The 19,474-nt window shown below is 62.9% G+C and carries 20 protein-coding genes; 9 read left to right on the top strand and 11 right to left on the bottom strand.

Annotated elements, in window-relative coordinates; all coding sequences use genetic code 11:
* Position 1: 1 nt before the first annotated feature.
* Positions 2-259, bottom strand: a complete 258-nt coding sequence (locus tag VGE08_RS20050; protein WP_331069697.1) for a helix-turn-helix transcriptional regulator — start codon at positions 257-259, stop codon at positions 2-4.
* Between the two features lie 238 nt (positions 260-497).
* Between VGE08_RS20050 and proS the strand changes: the two genes are divergently transcribed.
* Positions 498-2,069, top strand: a complete 1,572-nt coding sequence (proS, locus tag VGE08_RS20045; RefSeq protein WP_331069696.1) for a proline--tRNA ligase — start codon at positions 498-500, stop codon at positions 2,067-2,069.
* Positions 2,070-2,177: 108 nt separating this feature from the next.
* Entirely contained in the window at positions 2,178-3,119 is a 942-nt protein-coding gene (locus VGE08_RS20040; RefSeq protein WP_331069695.1) for a DMT family transporter, read from the top strand.
* Here VGE08_RS20040 and VGE08_RS20035 read toward each other — a convergent pair.
* Both VGE08_RS20035 and VGE08_RS20030 read right to left on the bottom strand, forming a co-directional pair.
* Entirely contained in the window at positions 3,064-3,894 is an 831-nt protein-coding gene (locus VGE08_RS20035; RefSeq protein ID WP_331069694.1) for a LytTR family DNA-binding domain-containing protein, read from the bottom strand. The two genes, VGE08_RS20040 and VGE08_RS20035, sit on opposite strands and share 56 nt — an antisense overlap.
* A 44-nt stretch (positions 3,895-3,938) precedes the next feature.
* The gene (locus VGE08_RS20030) at positions 3,939-5,003 is read right to left on the bottom strand and encodes a sensor histidine kinase (protein WP_331069693.1); all 1,065 of its coding nucleotides are present in this window, start codon (positions 5,001-5,003) and stop codon (positions 3,939-3,941) included.
* 344 nt (positions 5,004-5,347) lie between these two features.
* Here VGE08_RS20030 and VGE08_RS20025 point away from each other — a divergent pair, with 344 nt between their 5' ends.
* Positions 5,348-5,740 carry a UrcA family protein gene (locus tag VGE08_RS20025; protein WP_331069692.1) on the top strand — a complete coding sequence of 131 codons (393 nt, stop codon included), beginning with the start codon at positions 5,348-5,350 and terminating at the stop codon, positions 5,738-5,740.
* Positions 5,741-5,750: 10 nt separating this feature from the next.
* Here VGE08_RS20025 and VGE08_RS20020 read toward each other — a convergent pair whose 3' ends face one another.
* Together VGE08_RS20020 and VGE08_RS20015 are read right to left on the bottom strand one after the other, a co-directional pair.
* Complete coding sequence (locus VGE08_RS20020; RefSeq protein WP_331069691.1) at positions 5,751-6,665, bottom strand: DMT family transporter; 915 nt, start codon at positions 6,663-6,665, stop codon at positions 5,751-5,753.
* A complete protein-coding gene (locus VGE08_RS20015) occupies positions 6,662-7,360 on the bottom strand; it encodes an alpha/beta hydrolase (protein ID WP_331069690.1) in 699 nt (232 codons plus the stop codon). Before VGE08_RS20015 ends, VGE08_RS20020 begins: the two co-directional genes overlap by 4 nt.
* A 512-nt stretch (positions 7,361-7,872) precedes the next feature.
* Here VGE08_RS20015 and VGE08_RS20010 point away from each other — a divergent pair.
* Positions 7,873-8,289, top strand: a complete 417-nt coding sequence (locus tag VGE08_RS20010; RefSeq protein WP_331069689.1) for a hypothetical protein — start codon at positions 7,873-7,875, stop codon at positions 8,287-8,289.
* A gap of 13 nt (positions 8,290-8,302) precedes the next feature.
* Here VGE08_RS20010 and VGE08_RS20005 read toward each other — a convergent pair whose 3' ends face one another.
* From VGE08_RS20005 to VGE08_RS19980, 6 genes are all read right to left on the bottom strand, one after another.
* The gene (locus VGE08_RS20005; protein ID WP_331069688.1) at positions 8,303-8,776 is read right to left on the bottom strand and encodes a DUF5658 family protein; all 474 of its coding nucleotides are present in this window, start codon (positions 8,774-8,776) and stop codon (positions 8,303-8,305) included.
* Between the two features lie 218 nt (positions 8,777-8,994).
* Positions 8,995-9,348, bottom strand: coding sequence for a hypothetical protein (locus VGE08_RS20000; RefSeq protein WP_331069687.1), 354 nt, complete (start codon positions 9,346-9,348; stop codon positions 8,995-8,997).
* A 262-nt stretch (positions 9,349-9,610) separates the two neighbouring features.
* The gene (locus VGE08_RS19995) at positions 9,611-9,835 is read right to left on the bottom strand and encodes a LysR substrate-binding domain-containing protein (protein ID WP_331069686.1); all 225 of its coding nucleotides are present in this window, start codon (positions 9,833-9,835) and stop codon (positions 9,611-9,613) included.
* On the bottom strand, positions 9,765-10,499 hold the full coding sequence (locus VGE08_RS19990; RefSeq protein ID WP_331069685.1) for a LysR family transcriptional regulator: 735 nt from the start codon (positions 10,497-10,499) through the stop codon (positions 9,765-9,767). The genes VGE08_RS19995 and VGE08_RS19990 overlap by 71 nt, the downstream gene beginning before the upstream one ends.
* Before the next feature lie 225 nt (positions 10,500-10,724).
* On the bottom strand, positions 10,725-11,552 hold the full coding sequence (locus VGE08_RS19985) for a family 1 encapsulin nanocompartment shell protein (RefSeq protein ID WP_331069684.1): 828 nt from the start codon (positions 11,550-11,552) through the stop codon (positions 10,725-10,727).
* The gene (locus VGE08_RS19980; RefSeq protein ID WP_331069683.1) at positions 11,549-11,962 is read right to left on the bottom strand and encodes a ferritin-like domain-containing protein; all 414 of its coding nucleotides are present in this window, start codon (positions 11,960-11,962) and stop codon (positions 11,549-11,551) included. Before VGE08_RS19980 ends, VGE08_RS19985 begins: the two co-directional genes overlap by 4 nt.
* Positions 11,963-12,115: 153 nt before the next feature.
* On the opposite strand from VGE08_RS19980, the gene VGE08_RS19975 reads away from it, so the two are divergent.
* From VGE08_RS19975 to VGE08_RS19955, 5 genes are read left to right on the top strand one after another with little or no spacing between them, the layout of a single operon-like run.
* Positions 12,116-14,392: a glutamine amidotransferase gene (locus VGE08_RS19975; RefSeq protein ID WP_331069682.1), complete on the top strand. Its 2,277-nt coding sequence runs from the start codon at positions 12,116-12,118 to the stop codon at positions 14,390-14,392.
* Positions 14,389-15,321: a hypothetical protein gene (locus VGE08_RS19970; RefSeq protein ID WP_331069681.1), complete on the top strand. Its 933-nt coding sequence runs from the start codon at positions 14,389-14,391 to the stop codon at positions 15,319-15,321. The genes VGE08_RS19975 and VGE08_RS19970 overlap by 4 nt, the downstream gene beginning before the upstream one ends.
* Positions 15,318-17,573, top strand: coding sequence for a tetratricopeptide repeat protein (locus VGE08_RS19965; protein ID WP_331069680.1), 2,256 nt, complete (start codon positions 15,318-15,320; stop codon positions 17,571-17,573). Before VGE08_RS19970 ends, VGE08_RS19965 begins: the two co-directional genes overlap by 4 nt.
* On the top strand, positions 17,573-18,577 hold the full coding sequence (locus tag VGE08_RS19960; RefSeq protein ID WP_331069679.1) for an AAA family ATPase: 1,005 nt from the start codon (positions 17,573-17,575) through the stop codon (positions 18,575-18,577). Before VGE08_RS19965 ends, VGE08_RS19960 begins: the two co-directional genes overlap by 1 nt.
* On the top strand, positions 18,574-19,473 hold the full coding sequence (locus VGE08_RS19955; RefSeq protein WP_331069678.1) for a DUF58 domain-containing protein: 900 nt from the start codon (positions 18,574-18,576) through the stop codon (positions 19,471-19,473). The genes VGE08_RS19960 and VGE08_RS19955 overlap by 4 nt, the downstream gene beginning before the upstream one ends.
* The last annotated feature ends 1 nt before the right edge of the window (position 19,474 follow it).

The following is a 19,474-nucleotide window of genomic DNA, read 5'->3' as shown; positions in this document are numbered from 1 at the left end:
GTCACGCGCGATATTTGGCGCGTATTTCCCGGATCGCGCGACTGGCATCCATCTGCAGGGCCTCGGCGATCGCGATGAACTCGATGACATCGATGCGCCGCTCGCCGCCTTCATATTTGGAGATGAAGCTCTGCGGCTTGCGCAGGCGATCGGCGAGCTGCTGCTGGGTCAGGCCGGCCTTCTCGCGCGCGGCGACCAGCAACTCCAGCAGGCGGACATGAGCGGGCGAACGCAGTGACTTCAAGGCAGCGGGCTCCATGAGGACGCCCGTGTCTATATTCCGGCACCCCGAATATCCCAACTCAGGATACCGGCAGCGCCGGCTGGATTGCACGTGCGCTGGCGGTTGCCGGCCTGCGGGCTGCTGACGCACGCATCAGGCGCCGGCGGCGGCCGGCCCGGCCGGAATTTCGTCCGGCACGGAAAATCTGCTGTAATCGCGCCCTTTCCCGGCCCCGCGCCGGCTCCCAGCATTCGCCATCCCAGCATTCGGATCCATGAGCAGCAAACCCAACGCCAACGCGCCCGCCGCCGGGCAAGCCGGCAAGGCCACCAAGACCGCCATCACTCCCACCCGGGAGGAGAACTATGCTGAGTGGTATCAGCAGGTTATTCGCGCCGCCGACCTGGCCGAAAACTCCGCCGTGCGCGGCTGCATGGTCATCAAGCCGTGGGGTTATGCGCTGTGGGAGAACATGCAGCGGGTGCTGGACGACATGTTCAAGGCCACCGGCCATCAGAACGCCTACTTCCCGCTGTTCATCCCGCTGTCCTTCATGCAGAAGGAGGCGGCGCACGTGGAAGGCTTCGCCAAGGAATGCGCCGTGGTCACGCACCACCGCCTGGAAACCGGCCCGGACGGCAAGCTGCGTCCCACCGGCGAGCTGGAAGAGCCGCTGATCGTTCGGCCCACCTCGGAGACCATCATCGGCGATGCGTTCTCGCGCTGGGTGCAGAGCTATCGCGACCTGCCGCTGCTGATCAATCAGTGGGCCAACGTGGTGCGCTGGGAGATGCGCACGCGCATGTTCCTTCGCACCGCCGAATTCCTCTGGCAGGAAGGGCACACCGCCCACGCCACCAAGGAGGAAGCCGTCGAAGAAACCATGCGCATGCTGGAGGTCTACGCGACCTTCGCCGAACAATGGATGGCGGTGCCGGTCATTCGCGGCGAAAAGACCGCCAACGAACGCTTCCCCGGCGCCGAGCAGACCTTCTGCATCGAAGCCATGATGCAGGATCGCAAGGCGTTGCAGGCCGGCACCAGCCATTTCCTCGGCCAGAACTTCGCCAAGGCCAGCGGCATCGAGTTCCTGGATCAGAATGGCCAGCATCAGTATGCCTGGACCACCAGCTGGGGCATGTCCACCCGGCTCATCGGCGGCTTGCTCATGACGCATTCCGACGATGACGGCCTGGTGCTGCCGCCGAAGCTGGCTGCGGTGCAGGTGGTGATCCTGCCGATCTATCGCTCCGAAGAAGATCGCGCCAGAGTGATCGAGTACTGCCGCGGCGTCGCGGCCGAGCTGCGGGCACAGCGGTTTGCGGATCGCCCCGTTGCCGTGGTCGTCGATGAGCGTGACGAGCGCGGCGGCGATAAGGTGTGGAGCTGGATCAAGAAGGGCGTGCCGGTGCGCATCGAAGTCGGCCCGCGCGACATCGAGAAAGGCGCGTTGTTCGTTGGCCGCCGCGACCGTGCGCCGAAGGACAAGCAGAGCATTGCGCGCGGCGAGTTCGTCGCATCGATCGCCGCGACGCTGCAGTCGATTCAGGACGGCTTGTTCCAGCGAGCCCTGGCATACCGGGAGAAATTTACGCAGCGTATCGATACCAAGGAAGAGTTCTACGAATACTTCACCGCGCCCCGCGTGGCGGAAAACGCACCGACCCCGATCCATGGCGGTTTCGCGATGACGCACTTCTGTGGCGATGGGCAAGTGGAGGAGCGAATCAAGGCAGATCTTGGCGTGACGGTCCGTTGTGTTCCGCTGGAAAAGAGCGAGCCCGGCACCTGCCCGTTCACTGGCAAACCCAGTCCACAGCGAGTGGTGTGGGCCAAGGCGTACTGAGCGCGCTACGCTGATTGCTTCCCGCGGTTCGCTGAAGCGAGCCGCGATCATTGTTTCCATGGCAGCCGCTGCTCGACCGCAGCGGCTGCTGCTGTCGCAAGGCAATCCATGTCCGCGGCGTCACGCGCCACCTGGCAAATTCATTTCTGCGTCGTCTTGTGGGGCTTCACTGCCATCCTCGGCAAGCTGATCTCCCTGGGCACTCTGGCGCTGGTGTGGTGGCGCATGTTGCTGGTCACCGGCGCGCTCCTGCTGGTACCTCGATTCTGGCGTGGAGTGCGTGCGTTGCCGCCGCGGATGATCGCGATCTACGCCGGCATCGGCCTGATCGTTGCCATCCATTGGCTGGCGTTCTATGGCTCCATTCGCCTGGCGAACGCGTCGGTTGCGGCGACCTGCCTGGCACTGTCGCCGGTGTTCCTGGCGTTCATCGAGCCGTTCCTGGTAGGCCGGCGTTTCGACGTACGCGAGCTGCTGTTCGGTCTTGCCGCGATTCCCGGCGTTGCGCTGGTGGTCGGTGGCACGCCGCCGGACATGCGCATCGGCGTGGTCGTCGGCGCGCTGGGCGCACTGCTGGTCGCGGTGTTTGCCAGTCTCAACAAGCGTTTCATCGGGTACACCGACACGCTGTCGGTCACCGGGCTGGAGATTGGCGCGGGCCTGGTGTTGATGACGGTGATATCGGCCGTGTTCGCGGCGGATACCGTGTTCGTCCTGCCTTCGACTCGCGACGCAACGTTGCTGGTCGTGCTGGCCATGGGTTGCACGCTGTTGCCGTTTGCCTTGTCGCTGGCGGCACTACGGCACGTGAGCGCTTTCTCGGCCACGATTGCGCTGAACATGGAGCCGATCTACGCCATCGTATTGGCCATCGTGCTGCTGGGCGAGCAGCGTGAGCTCAGCCCCGGTTTCTATCTGGGCGTGGCGATCGTGCTGGCGGCGGTGTTCCTGCATCCCTGGCTGGTACCGCCGGCCTCGCGTGGCATGGCCCCGGTCAGCGACGCTGCAGCAGTTGATCGACCCGATCCCGGTAGGAGCGGCTCAACTTGATCTCCTGGCCGTCGTCCAGGGTCAGGAAGTATTCGCCGTTGGTGTGAGGCCGCAGGCGGCGCACGCGTGACACATTGACGATGGTCGAACGATGCACGCGCTGGAACAGCTTCGGGTCCAGCACGGCCTCCAGCGATTTCATCGTCTCTCGCAATACATACGTGCGGCCGTCCGCGTGCACGCACATGTAGTCGCCGGCAGCATCGATCCAATCGATGCTGTTCACATTCACGCGCACGGTACCGACATCGTCGCGAATGGGCAGGATCTGCGGATACTGCGGTTGTCGCTCGGCATGCAGATATTCGCGCAAGGTCTGTTCGTCGACGCTGCCGGTGCCCTGCGTGTTCGCCAGCAGCTTGATCAGTTGTTCCCGCTGACTCAGCGCATTCTTCTGCTGACAGTAGCCGCGCACCCGCTCCAGCGCCCGATTGAAACGCAGATCGTTGATGGGCTTCAGCAGGTAGTCGATGGCCTGCGCCTCGAAGGCATCCAGCGCATAGCGGTCGTACGCGGTGACGAAAACCACCAGCGGCAAGGATTCCTGCGGCAGGCGGGCCAGCACCTCGAAGCCGGACAGGCCGGGCATCTGGATGTCGAGAAACATCAGGTCGGGCTCGTGCTCCGCGATGGCCGCGATGGCCTCGCGGCCATTGGCGCACTGTTGCACGACAGTGATGTCGGCGTGATGCGCCAGGCGCAGCTCGATGCCGCGCCGGGCCAGTTCTTCATCGTCGACGATGATGGTGCGAATGGGTGGATTCGTTTCATTCATGACAGCGGCCTGGTCTTGTGTGCTGCACACGCGGGTGCCTGCACTCAGCTTGCTGCTCGCTCGGCCGGAAACGTCAGCGCGACCCTCAGGCCGGGATCGGTATTGTTCACCGACACGGTGCCGCGGTCTCCGTACAGCACCTGCAGGCGCTCGCGAGTATTGCGAATACCGACGCCCCGGCCATTGGTCAAACGGGTCGTGTCGATCATTCCCGGACCGTCATCCGCCACTTCCAGTTGCAGCATACCCCCCGTGACGTGCGCACCGATGCGGATTTCTCCGCCTTGCTCGCGCGGCGACACCGCGTATTTGATGGCGTTCTCGATCAAAGGTTGCAACAGCAGGCTGGGCATCAGCATGTTGGCGGCGCCCTCCTCGATGGCGTAGGTGAGCCGCAGCCGCTCGCCGAAGCGCATCTTCTCGATGTTCAGATACAGGTTCAGCGCATCGATCTCCTGCGACACCGTCACCTTCTTCATCGGGTCCTGGTCGAGCGTGTAGCGTAGGAACTCGGACAGTCCGGTCACGGCGTCGTTCGCGGTGCTGTTACGGTTGTCCAGGATCAGGGTCGAGATGGCGTTCAGCGTGTTGAACAGGAAGTGCGGATTGAGCTGGTAACGCAGCATCTTCAGCTGCGCTTCCTGCGCCAGCGACGCGGCCTGCAGCGTGGCGATGCGTTGGGACTGCAACGACTCGTAATACTTGACCCCGAAGTACAGGCCGATCCAGCAAGCCATGAGATAGGTGGAGCTCAGGGCGCCGCTGAAATATTCGGTCCAGTGAACGATGGGCCATTCGAGATCCACGTACGTGTGATAGAACCAGTTCATGATCACACGCAGCACGCACGCCGTCCCCCAGGCGGCGAAGATGGCGCCCACGATCATCGTGGCCGGCGGCCGCTTCCATAGCCATCTACATATATAGCGCAGCGGCGCGCTCACGACGCATCCCGACAACGCCGCGACCGCGATGTACTGCACGTAGGCCACCGGCTTGCCGTACAGCAGCGCGCCGACGTATTGGGAAACGCCGTAACCGCTCCAGCCGAGCACGTGCAAGGACCAGAACAGCAGATTTCTGTTTTGCTTCAGTTGTGCAAGGTCCATGCGCCACTGTAAGCAAGTGACGCATCGCAAGCCAACCTTTCGTCGCGCGCCGGGCACGGCCCGTCGCAAGGCATGCTCATTGTCGGTCGGGGCGCGACGGCCGGATGTGGCCGTGATGACGCGCGTACCCACTGCCGATCTCGCATTGATGTAGCAGCGATTGCGAGTGCGTCGAAGCGTTCTGCCGGGACGATGAGCGGAAGGAATGATTTGCGCAGGCGCCCGATCCTATCCGGCGTCGATGAAAAAAATCGCGCCGGTGCAACCCTTCTCGAAGCGGTCGCATCTCAAGAACAAGCGCGCGATGAACGATTCGAGCAAACAGAGCTACAGGAGATTCGATCATGTCCACCCGTAACACTTTCCGCGTCTCGCGCTACGTCGCTCTCGGTGCCTTCACAGCCCTGGCTTTCGGTGCCGCGGCCCATGCCGGTGACAAGACAACGACGGACGCCGGCGTGCCGCAGACGGTGGTCAACTACTCCGATCTCGATCTGTCGCGCGCTTCCGATGTGCGTGAGCTGTATTCCCGGTTGCGGAGCGCTTCCGACACGGTGTGCAGCGAATACCGTGACTCTTCCGAGCTGCGCATGCATCGGCTGTACAGGTCGTGCTTCCAGGACGCGCTGTCTCGTGCCGTCCGTAGTGTCGATCATCCGGCGGTCACGGCGATGTTGAGCGGCGATCGTAGCATCCGCGTCGCACGTCACAGCGGCAAAGGGCAGTCGAGCACTTGAAGAGCCGTGATTACTCGGCGCGTTGCGCGGCTGGCTTGGGTTTGCCGAGCTGCGCTTCGCGCCAGGTGATGTATATCGTCGAGCCGATGATGATGCTGGCGCCGAGCATGGTCACGCCGTTAGGCACTTCGCCGAACAGCGCGAAGCCGAGCAAGATGGCAAATACCAGGCGTGTGTAGTCGATCGGTGCCATCACCGCCGCGTCGCCTTCCGTCATGCCTTTGATGTAAAACACCTGCGTGACCAGGCCGAGAATGCCCATGCAGCTCAGCAGTGCCAGGTCCGGCAGGCTGGGCGTGTGCCAGTTGAGGATCGCGCCCGGAATGCTCAACAGGAATCCCAGTACGGCCGACCAGGACATCAGCGCCATGGTGGTGTGATCGCGCGTCATCACTTTCATGCCCGTGACGGTCAGCGCGACCAGGAACGCTCCGAGCAACGCCGCGGCTGCGGGCCAGCCCACGCCGCCGACACTCGAAGGCTGCAACATCAGCAGCGCACCCAGAAAACCGATCGCGGTGGCGGCCACCCGCCGCGGCCCGACTGGCTCCTTCAGCACGAACATCGCCAGCGGCACGAGCCACAAGGTGCGAGTGAACGACAGCGCATTCGCATCCGCCAATGGCATTTTCTGATAGGCATAGAAACCCAGGATCATGCCGAGCGTCCCTGCCGTGGCACGGAACAGCAACAGCCCTGGGCGCGTGGTGCGAAACGCTTGTCCAGGATTGCGCGCGATCAGCGGCAGCATCACCGCCAGGCCGGCGGCGTTGCGATAGAACGTTTGCAAAGCTGCGGAGTAATCCCCGCCCAGGTACTTGATGAGCATGGTCATCAAGGTGAAGGTTGCGGCGGACAGGAGCATCCACAACGCGCCTCGAGTATTGCGCTGGAGGCGGCTATAAGCGGCGGAGAGGTTGGTCACGTTGTTATTAACGGCTGACCCAGGCGCGCTTGCAGCCACTTGGAGATGTCGGCGACCTCTTCCATGCACACCGAATGTTCCATCGGATAGGTGTGCCACTCGATGCGGTAGCCCAGGCCTTGCAGGATGTCGCGCGACGCCTCGCCGAGTTGCAGGGCGACGACCGGATCGTATGCGCCGTGACACATCAGGATGGGGACGTCCCGATTGGCTTGCGATGCCTCTGCCGCCACCGTCGCACGCAGCGGCAGATAGGTGGACAGCGCCATGACTCCCGCCAGCCGCTGCGGATAGCGAACGCCCGTGTGCAAGGCGATGGCGCCCCCTTGCGAGAATCCGGCGATCACGATCTTGTTCGCCGGGATGCCCTGCGCGATCTGCTGCTCGATGATCTGTTTCACCACGCCTTCGGATTCGCGAATGCCGGCATCATCCTCGGCGCGCTCGGGGCCGAAACCCTTGATGTCGTACCAGGCGCGCATCACGAAACCATTGTTGATGGTGACCGGCCGCGGTGTAGCGTGCGGGAAAATGAAGCGCACCGGCAGTGAAGCCGGCAAGTGCAACTCTTGGACGATGGGCACGAAATCGAAACCGTCGGCACCCAGTCCATGGAGCCAGATGACAGCCGCCGAGGGCGTGGCTCGCGGCGTGAGGATGACGGCGTCGGCGGATTCTTCGGTCGAGTAAGGCATGACAAATTCTACTCAGCGGGTTCGTAATACTTGTGCGACGGCGGTCCCGAGCTCGGCTACATCGAATGGCTTGCGCAACTGGCGGGCCTCGCCTAGCGCCGCTTCCACGGCGGCGCTGTCGGCATAGCCCGGGACGATGACACGGTCGCGATCTCACCGGCCGAGCGTCTCGGTCTCGACGCGCGCACGCTCCGCTCGCAGGAAATAGAACGCACTGACCGCGACGAACACGACGGTGGCAGCGTGGCGGCCATTTCCCAGGGATCAGCGAGCGCCGGAAGAATCTCATTCGTTGTTCGGACCGGTCGTCGAGCCAAACTCTACTATTGTGCCTCGTGGACTGCTGATGAGATAGCTGTCGGCGGCTGCTTTCGTAGGTAATCCACTGGGAGGTGCTCACCGGGAATGCCCGGTCCAAATTGCTGGGGTGGCGCTTTGATCAAAGTCAAGGAAATGGCAAAGTGGCGCCGCTCTATCAACATCCGGCTGGCCATCTCCTGCGGTATCACGTCATGCACTCGCGCAAGCTGCACGCTCTCATCGCTGTTGCCTTGTTCTTCGTGGCCGCGACTGTTTTTGCCGCCTTGTCGGGCCAGCCCGTGGCCATGGGGCACGTGATGCTCTGGAGCGTCGTCGGTGTCGGCAGTTACACAGTGCTGTCACAGCTGTTCGGCTTCGATCCGCGTCGCACTCGTCTTGCCCCGGGCGCGCCGGCCTACATGCGTTACGTGGATCGTTGGGAGTTGCGCCTCGGTCAGACGACTTTGACCATGCTCGGTGGCGTCGTGGTGGCCGCGCAGCTGTTCGATCCCGAACATTTCGTCACCGCGGTGGTGAGCGGCACCTTGTCGGCCTGGACGTACTTTGCTTTCCGCCTGTACGTGGGCGGTTATCGAGTGCCAGCCGCTGCGCGTACTGGCAATCCCTGAGCGAACGTTTCGCTCAATGAGGCAGGGGTGGGTTCTCGAGCAATGTCAGCTCGTAACCCACCAGCACCACATAGCAGGCCACCACCAGGTACAACAGCAACTCGCCTGGAAACAACCTGAATAGCTTCATACGCGCGCAGGCCACCAGCACGGCCGCCCCGAGACTGGTGAGGCTGAGCTTGATGAACGCAAACCAGCCGAGGTTGTGCGGCACGAACAGTGCCATGAACGGATTTACTTCGTTGGCGCCCTGCCCAATCAGCAGCAGCGTCAGCACGCCATCGAGCATGGACAAGCCAAGAATCAACATCACCAGCGCCAGCACGCGCGGCGAATGCCAATCGACAATCGCGTAATTGTGGTCGCTTGTACGCCGGCCGGCGCGGCGACGCGGATTCAGTGCGCCACGCCAGTACGCGGCAAGAGTGTGATGCCGGCGCTCAACGCCGCTACGGCGTTCAGGAGTGACGCGTTCCTTTGCGTGCATGGAAGAAGGGCCTCGACTCGATACAGCTTGGGCAGTGTGCGCGAACTGTGCAGTGCGATGGGACTAAGTTACCGTAATCAGTCGAGAAAGAAACTCGCGCCAGAGTGGAACGAGTCGGAAAACTTTCCAAATTAGAACCACTCCGGGAGGAGCATCCGTGCAAACGCTGAACTGCAGGGGGATGTCAGTCGCGTTCGCCTCCCGGAGTGACAGACGAATCAGCGCGCGGCGATCTTTTGCGGCAGCGGCTTGCCGTTCAGCGCAACCACCTGGCCGCTGCGATCGACGATGCAGGTGCCACGCGCCAGATACTTGCCGCTGTGCACGCCCTTGGCGCTGACCATGATCTTGTAGGCACGCGAGTGAATGCTGATCGGGCTGCTGGCTACCTCTTCCTTGCGTACCTTCACCGGCTGTTCTTTCGGCAGGCTGGAGGCGACGAAGGCGCTGATGCAGGAATCCATGGCGGCATCGTAGCTGCCCGCATGGCTGGCGAACGGCGCACTGAGCGCGAGTGAGGCAACGGCGAGCGATACAGACCTGGCGATGCGAGTGGTGCTGAGCTTGTTCATCGAGCTGACTCCCAAAAGGTTGAAGACCAAAAACATCCCCTGGGAACATTTCATTGTGGAATGGCGATCAATCTAGGCGACGCACGCCGCGCCGACAAACGAGAAGAATTCATGCTGGCAACAAACTCGCTCATGCAGAAACAAAACAGAAACGAACGAGAGCTCCTCCGTGGTTGACGGAGGAGCGCCATGCCCCCTGAAAGATTGTTTGCTCGATCGCGCGCGAGAATGTGCGCCGAGCTATGTCACAATGAGATGTCAATCACGCCGCGACGCTGAATTCCTCGATCAACCATTGCGTGAGCGCTTTGATGTTGGGCCGCTCCGCGTCTTCCCTGCGTAGTATCAGATAATAGCTTTCACCGGTTTCCAGCTCGCGATCGAACAACTTCACCAACGAGCCCTGCGCGAAACGTTCATTGCCCAGGCGCGATGAAACCAGCGCGACGCCCACGCCATGCTCGGCCGCTTCCGCGGCGGTGTTCATCGAATCGAAGCGCACGATGCTCTTGGGGCGCAGGTCGATGGCCCAGCGACTGCGCCCAGCGCTGCCAGCCATCGCGGCGCGCTTCGTGAATGATCAAAGTATGTTTGTTCAAGTCCTGCACCGTAACGATGGGCATACGTAGCAGCAGTGCCGGCGAGCAGGCCGGCACGAAAGTCTGCGAGAACAGCTTGTGACAATCGTGGTCGTGCGCCTCTTCTGGCGCGGTGTCCACGACGATGGACAAGTCCGCTTCTGCCGGGTGCGACTGCAACGACGGCGAGACAGTATTGATGTGCACGTCCGTGTCCGGACGCTTCGCCATGAATGAAGGCAGCCTCGGCAACAACATCTCGGTGGCGAAGAACGGCGGGATGTTCAGACGCACCACCTCGCGGCCATAACGAACGCGCAACTGCTCGGTGACGGTCTCCAGCCGGGCGAACACCGTCTCCATGTGCTGCAAGTAGCTCTCGCCCGCTTCTGTCAGCGTCAGGGAACTTGGGCCGCGGTCGAACAGCGCGACGCCGAGTTGTTCCTCCAGTCCCTTGATCTGGTGGCTCACCGCCGAGGGCGTGATGCAAAGCTCCTCGGCCGCCGCCTTGAAACTCAGGCGCGTGGCAGCGACTTGGAATGTCTTCAGGAACTTCAAGGAGGGCAGACGCATGGTCGAGGGCCGGCGCGGCGGCAACACTGGAGCGATGAGCGGGCCAAGAGAGCATGTCACGCCGGTGTTACAGCAAGTCCCGTGCCGAGCACGACCCTGGCGGATTTCACGCCGGCGCGACCATCCGCCGCCCCACCCGCAGGCAAGCGCTGACGAGGGCGCGCGAATACAGTGCGATAAAACAGTTAAGTCACTGTTTGTTAATAATTTGTCACTGCCCGGCAATTACTTGCCCGGCGTTACGTCCGCCGGCGCATAGGTCAATGGAACGGCCGCTTCCGGCGACAGCACTCGGAACGTGAAGCTCTGCTGCAAATACAGCAGCACCGACGCGCTGGTGTGATCCAGATAGCCCACCGAGAAATCCTGACCGACGATCAACTCGAAGTCGCCGCCTCGCAAGCTCATCACCACCGCGCCATCCACCGCGGGCGCCCAGACGATGGGCCCATCCACCAGCTCGCGCACATGATTGATGACTGGATAGCCCCGCAGCGTGCTGCGAGTCACTCCCGTGTAGCAGCGAGGGCCGAGCGCGATACCGTAGGGACCGCCAACGCCTTCGCTGCGCAATCGATGCGTTGCTTCGGCGACCACGTCGGGATACGCGCCATAGTCCGAGGGAATGGTCAGGCCCTGCTCGGCGGCGGCCGGAAAGATGCCGTCGATGCCGCCTGCGCCATAGCCCTGAAAGATGGCGCGATCCTCGGCGATCGCGGCGGCGCGAGCCGCATTGCGGACCGAATCGAGGTCTGGATTGCTATCCCCGCGGCTGATCGCGTCCAACTCCTCGCGATCCACCTCGAAGGGAATGCGGATCTCGATCAAGGGCAGCGACAGCCGCAGCTTGGACGCCACGCCTTCCTGCAACGAAGGCGACAGCGTGCGGGTCCGGCCGGTCGCAACCGACGCACAGTCCCAGCCCAGCGGACCTTTGAAGTCCACCAGCCGCCGCGCCGCCAGCAGGGTGGTCAAAGTTCGCTTGGCCTCGGCGTCGATTTCTTTCCAGGCTTCCGCGGCGATGGGAGCGTGATCGCGTAATAGTTGGTTCATGATTGATTTCCTGCTCCCATGCCACGAATCGGACTCTGCTGCTGGCCGCGCAGGCTGCCGATGCCCAGGCAACCGTCCTCGACGGCCGCTTTGTCCCCGCCGCCGCCCGATTCCGCCTCGTCCTCGATCTCCAGCACCGCTCGTGTGGTGAACAGGTAGGTTCGTAAATGCTCGTCCAGCTTGGGGTCACGGCGCCGCAGCCACTCGAGCACCATGGCGGCGTGTTCCTTTTCCTCGTCGCGGTTGTGCGCCAGGATCTGTCTCAGCTCCTCGTCGCTGGCGGCATCGATGCGCTGGTCGTACCAGTCGACCGCTTCGAGCTCTTCCATCAGCGAGGACACGGCACGATGCCGGTCGATGGTCTCGGGACGCAGCGCCTTCGCGCTCTCGTGCAAGGTTTCGCTAGCCATGGTGCTGGTGACCGCCGTTGTTATCCGTCAAACCAGTACGCATGAGGGCGGCCGCGGTTCCGTCCCAGCTGAACGGGCCGCAACTTGCGTTCAGCGCCAGCCGCCCCGCGACCACTGTTGATCGTTTGTCACGCATTTCAGCAGGATTGTGGCTTGCCTTCCGGCCATCGCATCCTCTATTACTGCCCAGTGTTCGAGCGGCTGTTCACTCATCCCCTGTGGGCGTATCGAACCGGCTCGTTCGCATTCGCGAGCGCGTGGCCGATAGGGGTGCTCGTAACTTTGATTCTGGCCGGTGCGGCGTTGGTCGCCTGGTCGCTGTGGCGCCGCCGGGCGCTCGGCTGGCGATTGCTGCTGCCGGTCGGTGTGTTGCAGACGGCGCTGATCGCGCTGCTGGCCTGCCTGTTGTGGCGTCCGGTCCTGAATGTCGAGCGCGTGCGCGATCGGGAGAACGAGCTCGCCATCGCCATCGACGCCTCGGCCAGCATGGCGTACGGCGATGCCGGCCAGTCGCGGCTTCAGGAAGTCGCTGCCGCCCTGCAGGGCGACTCCTTGCGGCGCCTGGAAAAAACCTTTGCGGTGCGCTTGTTCGGCTTCGCGCACTCGACCACACCGCTCGATTCGATCGAAGCCATGCCGCCGCCCGGGCGGCAGACGCGCATCGGCAATGCGCTCACCCAGGTATTGCAGAGCGCCGGCAGTGCGCCGCTAGCCGGCGTCATCCTGTTCAGCGACGGCGCGGAGAATGGCGACACGCTGAGTGAAGAGCGCCTCGCAGAAATCGCCTCATACGGCGTGCCCGTTCACACTGTCGGCGTTGGCCCCGAACAAGTGCTCAATGACTTGGAGCTGGAGCGCGTCGAAGTCCCTGCATCGGCGCCCGCAGGTGCCAGCATCGAGGCCCAGATCGGTATTCGCCACAACGGTGCATCGCAAGCGCGGCTGCGCGTCTACGATCGTGACAATCTGGTTGCAGCTCGCGACGTAAAGCTGCGTAACGACGCGACAACCACGCAATTGTCCCTGGACGTGCCGGCGGGCCAGGCGGGCACGCACGAGTTGCGCTTCGTGCTCGATCCGATCGAAGGCGAGCGTAACGTCATCAACAACTCGCGTACCCGCGTAGTGAATGTCCCCGCCACCCGACGCAGCATTCTGTACGTCGAGGGCGAGCCGCGTTGGGAATATAAATTCATGCGTCGCGCGATCGACCGCGACCGCGCACTGCGTGTGGCCAGCATCGTGCGCACCACGCCGAACAAACATTATCGCCAGGGCGTGATCGGTCCGGACGAGCTGGTCGACGGCTTCCCTGCCGATGCCGCCGAGCTGTTCGGTTACGACGCAGTCATTATCGGCAGCTACGAAGCCGCGTCGCTGCGAGCTGAACAACACCGGCTGCTCAAGGATTTCGTCGACAAGCGTGGCGGCAGCGTGCTGATGCTGGCGGGCCGCTATGGCTTGTCCGCTGGCGGCTGGCAGAACGCCGCACTGGCGCAGACGCTGCCGGTCCAGCTCATCGGCCGGCAGCCGGCGCAGTTCGTGCAGCGCCCCGGCCAGGCTCAGCTCACAATTTATGGCGCCGAGTCGCCCATACCCCGCCTCGATACCGATCCGCGGCGCAATCTAGAGCGTTGGAAAAATCTACCGCCACTGGCCGACTACCAGGCGCTGGGCCGGCTGAAGCCCGGTGCCGTCGTGTTGCTGGAAGCAAACGGCGCGCAGGGGCGTTCTCCATTGCTGGTCTGGCAACACTATGGCCGCGGCGCGACTTATGTACTGGCCACCGCCAGCACCATGCGATGGCAGATGCGCATGCCATCCGAGGATCAGAGCCATGAAATTTTCTGGCGCCAGCTCCTGCACGCGATCGCCGCCACCGCGCCGTCGCGAGTCACCGTGAACGGCGAGCGTACGGTGTATGAGGACGAGCGCACGGTAAAGCTGGAAGCCGAAGTGCGCGACGAGCGTTTCGAACCCATCAACGATGCTACGGTCGAACTACAGGTGGCGCCCGAACGCGATGCCGCGTTCAGCCAGACCATGCAACCTTCCGGGCAAGGCGATGGCCGCTACACCGCGACCATCGACGCTGCCTCCGCCGGCCTGTATCGCATTGAGATGAGTGCACGCGCAGGGAACAAAGAGGTCGGATCCGCCGTGACGCACGTACTGCGCAACGATGGCGTGGCCGAGCATTTCGCGACCTATCAGCATCGTGATCTGCTGGAGCGGATCGCGAACGTCACCGGCGGGCGCTACTGGCCGCTCAGCGATCTCGACGGCCTGGCTGGCGCCATTCCCTATTCCAAGGCCGGCATCGTCGAGCGACAGACCTTGGACTTGTGGAACCTGCCCATCGTGTTCCTGGTGCTGCTGGCGCTGAAGCTGGGCGAATGGCTGTTGCGATTGCGCTGGGGGCGGTTGTGAGCAGCACGTCTTGCCATCGCCATGTGCTCGCTGCGTCGATCGCATCGTGCTTGCTCGGCGCGCTGCCCGCGTCCGCCGCGACCTATACCGTTGTGGTTGCGGGCTTGGGAGGCGAGCCTGCCTATGAGCAGAAGTTTCGCGAGCATGCCGCGACCGTGGCGACTGCCGCCGAGCAAGCAGCTGGGAGCAAACAGAACGTTATCTCTCTGAGCGGCGATGAGGCCAAGGCGACGAACATTCGCCGCGAGATCAAGGCGCTGAGCGAGCGCATGAAACACGAGGACGCCGCGGTCGTGGTCTTGATAGGTCATGGCAGCTATGACGGCGAGACCTATCGTTTCAACCTGCCCGGCCCGGATCTAACCGATACCGAGCTGGCGCAGCTGTTCGATTCATTGCCGGCGCGCGATCAGTTGATCATCAACGCCACCAGCGCCAGCGGCGCCGTCATCGAGCGTTGGCAGAAGCCACGCCGCGTCGTGATCACCGCCACCAAGAGCGGCGGCGAACGCACGGCTACACGCTTTGCTCAGTATTGGGCGCAAGCAGTCGCGTCCGACGCGGCGGATACCAACAAGGATCAAATCGTCACCGCTGCCGAGGCGTATGCATTCGCGACCAATCAGGTCGAAGCCGCATTCAAAGCGGAGACAGCGATGGCGACCGAGCACGCGCGCATGCAAGGCGACGCCGCCGGTCGTTTCACCTTGGCCCGGCTCGGCAACGCCGCACTGATGCCCGACAATCCAGAGGTCGCGGCACTGCTGTCACAACGCGGCCTCATCGAGCAGGACCTGAACCGCGTGCGAGACCAGAGGGCCGCGCTACCGGAGAACCAGTACTACGATCAGCTCGAAGAAGTGCTGGTACGCCTGGCGCTGCTGCAAAAAGAGATCGATTCCAAATCGGGCGGGGTGGCGACACCATGAGCAAGCGCGCCGCCGGGCTGTTATTGCTGATATTGAGCGCCACGGCTGGCGCACAATCCGTCGACTACGATCCGCGGCGCGCGGCCGAGCTGCGTCCTTGTGACGAGCAGCGTTATCGTGGTCGCACCGAGCAGGCGCGCGCCTGCTACACCAAGTTGCTCGAATCGCCGACGCCCATCGTGGAAGCTGAAGCGGCGTGGGCGCTAGGTGACATCAAGCGGGCCAACGAAGTGTTCCGCAATGCCGTGCAGACCAATGAGCGGGCCGTGCAGCCTCGCGTCAGGTGGGGCCGCTTGTTTCTTCAGACCCACCAATATTCCGATGCCGCCGAGCTGTTCAGAGAAGCGCTGAAAGTCTTCCCCAACGACGTGCACGCCAAGTTGGGCCTGGCCAGCGTGTTCGCTGAACGCTTCGAAGGCCAGGCGCGGCCGTTGGTCGCGGATGCGCTCGAACAGGACGGAGACCTGATCGAGGGGCATCTGCTCACCGCATCGATGGACATCGAGGAAGGCAAGCTGGAGGACGCGGAGCAGGCGTTGGATCGCGCCATGCGCCTGATCACCAGAGAACGACTGCCGCCGCTGGAAGTGTTCGCATTGCGTGCGTCTTTGGAAATGTCTCGCGGCGGCAGCCCAGATCCGTGGGTCAAGCGCATCCTCGACTACAACCCGCGCTATGGCGCCGTGTACGAGCAACTCGCTCACTTCGAGATCATGCGCCGGCGCTATCGCGAAGCCACGACGCTGCTGCGTCGAGCCGTCGAAGTGCAGCCCGATCTGTGGTCGGCGCACGCGGAACTGGGCTCGAACCTGTTGCGCTTTGGCATGGTGAACGAAGCTCGCACTCACTTGCAGACCGCGTACTCGGGCGATCCCTACAGCCCGACCACGGTGAACTCGTTGCGCCTGCTGGATCGTATCGACGAATTTTCGGTGAGCGAAGATCCTGTGGTGATCGAGCCGGATACGTATCAGGTCCAATTGCGGCTGCACAAGAAAGAAGCCGATGTGCTGCGGCCTTACGTGCTCGATCTGACCGGCCGCAGCATCAAGAGCTTCACTCAGCGCTATGGGTTCAAGCTACGCGAGCCGGTGACCGTCGAGATGTATCCGGACCACGATGACTTCGGCGTGCGCGTGGCCGCGTTGCCTGGCATCGGCCTGCTCGGTGTCACGTTCGGTTACGTGGTCGCGATGGATAGTCCATCCGGCCGAGCGCACGGCGATTTTCATTGGGGCAGCACGTTGTGGCACGAGATGGCGCACGTGTTCACGCTGGAAATGACCGATCATCATGTGCCGCGTTGGCTGAGCGAAGGCATCTCGGTGTTCGAAGAGTGGCGCACCGGTCCTACGCCCGGCATCGCGGTGCCTGCCGAGGTCATGGTCGCGCTCGACAAGAAACAGTTCCTGCCCGTCGCCGAGCTGGATTCGGGTTTCATCCGCCCGAGCTATCCCGGCCAGGTGCAAGTCTCGTACATGCAATCGGGACTGGTGTGTCTGTTCATCGAGCAGCGCTGGGGTTTCGAACAACTCGGTACGTTGTTGCGGCAGTTCGATGGCAAGCGCACCACTGCCCAGGCCATTCAAGCCACGTTCAAGATCGCGCCGGAAGCTTTCGACAAGGAATTCGATACGTTCGTGCGTGCCCGCTTCGCCAACCTGCTCGCCAACCTCGATGAATGGCAGTCGCAGCAGCAGGCCGCGCGCCAGGCTCTGCAGAAGGAACGTTGGGCGGATGTAATCGAGCCTGCTCGCCGCGCCGTCGCGCTGTATCCGGAAAATGTAGGCGGAGACAGTGCGCATCTGCTGCTGGCCCGTGCGCTCGACAAACTGAATCGTCGGGCCGAGGCAATCATCGCGCTCGAAGAATATCGGCGCGCAGGCGGTTGGGACCCGGGCGCGCTGAAAGAGCTGGCACGTTGGCTGGATGAAGCGGGCCGCACCGAGCAGGCCACCGAGGTGATGGTCGCGTTGAACTATGCCGATCCTCTCAATCCGGAACTGCATTCAAAGCTGGGCGAGCGACTGCTGACGGTCGGACGTGCCGAGGATGCCGTGCGCGAATTCCAGGCACTGCTTGCGCTCAACACGCTGGATCAGGCGCCGGCCCACTACGGCATGGCACGTGCCCTGCGTGAGTTGGGCGATAAGGCCGGCAGTCGTCGTCACTTGCTCGACGCGCTTGCCACCGCGCCCCACTACAAACCCGCGCAGGCCCTGTTGCTGCAAATGATCGAGGAGCGTACTTGATGAGCAGCCCTTTTGCCCCGACCGAGCAGGAAACCGCCGCGCTGGTGGACACCTTCCGCAATCGCATCGACGCGATCCGCGGGCAGGTGCGCCGTGTCATCGTCGGACAGGAGGAAGTCATCGATTATTTGTTGTTGACCCTGCTGGTCGGCGGTCATTGCCTGATCACCGGTATGCCCGGCACCGCCAAAACGCTGTTAGTCAAGACCTTGGCCTCCGCGCTCGGCCTGTCGTTCAAGCGCATTCAGTTCACGCCGGACTTGATGCCCACCGACGTGACCGGCACCGACATCATCGAAGAAGACATCACCACCGGCCATCGGCGCTGGACCTTCGTGCCCGGCCCGCTGTTCGCCAATGTTTTGCTGGCCGACGAAGTGAACCGCACCCCGCCCAAGACCCAGGCGGCGCTGCTCGAAGCCATGCAGGAACATTCCGTGACCGTGCGTGGCACGACGCATTCGCTCGGCGAGCCGTTCTTCGTACTGGCCACGCAGAACCCGATCGAGTTGGAAGGCACCTATCCGCTGCCCGAAGCGCAGCTCGACCGGTTCCTGTTCAACGTACTGCTCGACTATTTGAGTCTCGATCATGAAATGGAAGTCGTCGATCGCAACAGCTCGCGCCTGGCCGGGCCGGAGCTGCAGGCGTGCACCAATGCCGAAGAGATCGTGAAATTCCAATGGCTGGTGCGGCAGGTGCCGCTATCCACTGAAGTGCGCCGCAAGGCTGTCGAAATGGTGCGCGCCACGCGGCCTCGTGAGGTGAGCGCGCCAGAGTCTGTGCGCCGCTATGTTCGTTACGGAGCGAGCGTTCGCGCGACGCAGTTCCTGTGCCTCGCCGCCAAAGCGCGGGCTCTGATGGAGGGGCGTTATCACGTGACCAACGACGATCTGCGCTCGCTGGCTTTGCCGGTGCTCAGGCATCGCGTCCTGACCAACTACCAGGCCGAGTCCGATGGCAAGGGTGTCGATGACGTGCTACGCGAGGTGATCGAGTTGTGAGCGCCACTGCCTCCAGTCGTCTGCTACCGCCGGAAACTCTGGCCGGCCTCGCGAACCTGGAGCTGATCGCGCGCACCGCCGTGGAAGGCTTTCTCACCGGCCTGCATCGCTCGCCGCACTACGGATTCAGTCAGGAGTTCAAGGAATACCGCGCCTATGTCGAAGGCGACGATCCCCGCTTCGTCGACTGGAACGTGTTTGCTCGCACCGAGCGAACTTATATCCGCCGCTACGAAGGCGAGACCAATACGCGCTTGATGATATTGCTGGATGCCAGTGCGTCGATGGGCTACGGCTCTCGCTCCATCACCAAACTGCAGTACGCGAAATTTCTCGCGGCCGCACTCGCATATCTGGCGGCCCGACAGCACGATCCCGTCGGACTCGTCGTGTTCGACGAACAGGTGCGCAACTATCGGCCGGCGACCAGTCGGGCCGGTAGCTTGCTGGCGATGATTCATGCCATCGATGCGGTGACGCCGGGCAATGGCACGGACCTCGAGGCTTGTTTCCAACGCTTTGGCGAGCACCTGTCGCGGCGCGGGCTGGTGGCAGTGATCTCCGATTTGTATTGCGATCCCGCGGCCATGAGCAGAGCGGTGCAGCCGTTGGCCTATAAAGGCCACGACATCATCCTGTTCCAGCTGCTCGATCCGCAGGAGATGCGCCCGGACTGGCGAGAGTCGGTGCTACTCAAGGACATCGAGACCCAGCAGTCTCTCAACGTGTCGCCGGAATTTCTGGCCGGCGAATACCAGCGGCGCCTCGAGTCGCACTTGCAGTCCTTGCGGCGTGCGGCTGCGAACGTCGGCGCACATCAGTTGCTGATCACCACGGACGAGCCGCTGGACAACGCCTTGCGCCGTTACTTGCTGTTGAGGGAAGGCAGGACGTAGA

It is taken from the genome of Steroidobacter sp. (genome assembly GCF_036406195.1).
In the GTDB taxonomy this organism is placed as follows: Bacteria; Pseudomonadota; Gammaproteobacteria; order Steroidobacterales; family Steroidobacteraceae; genus Steroidobacter.
Note: the sequence above shows the minus strand (reverse complement) of the source record. Positions and strands in the feature narration are given on the sequence as shown.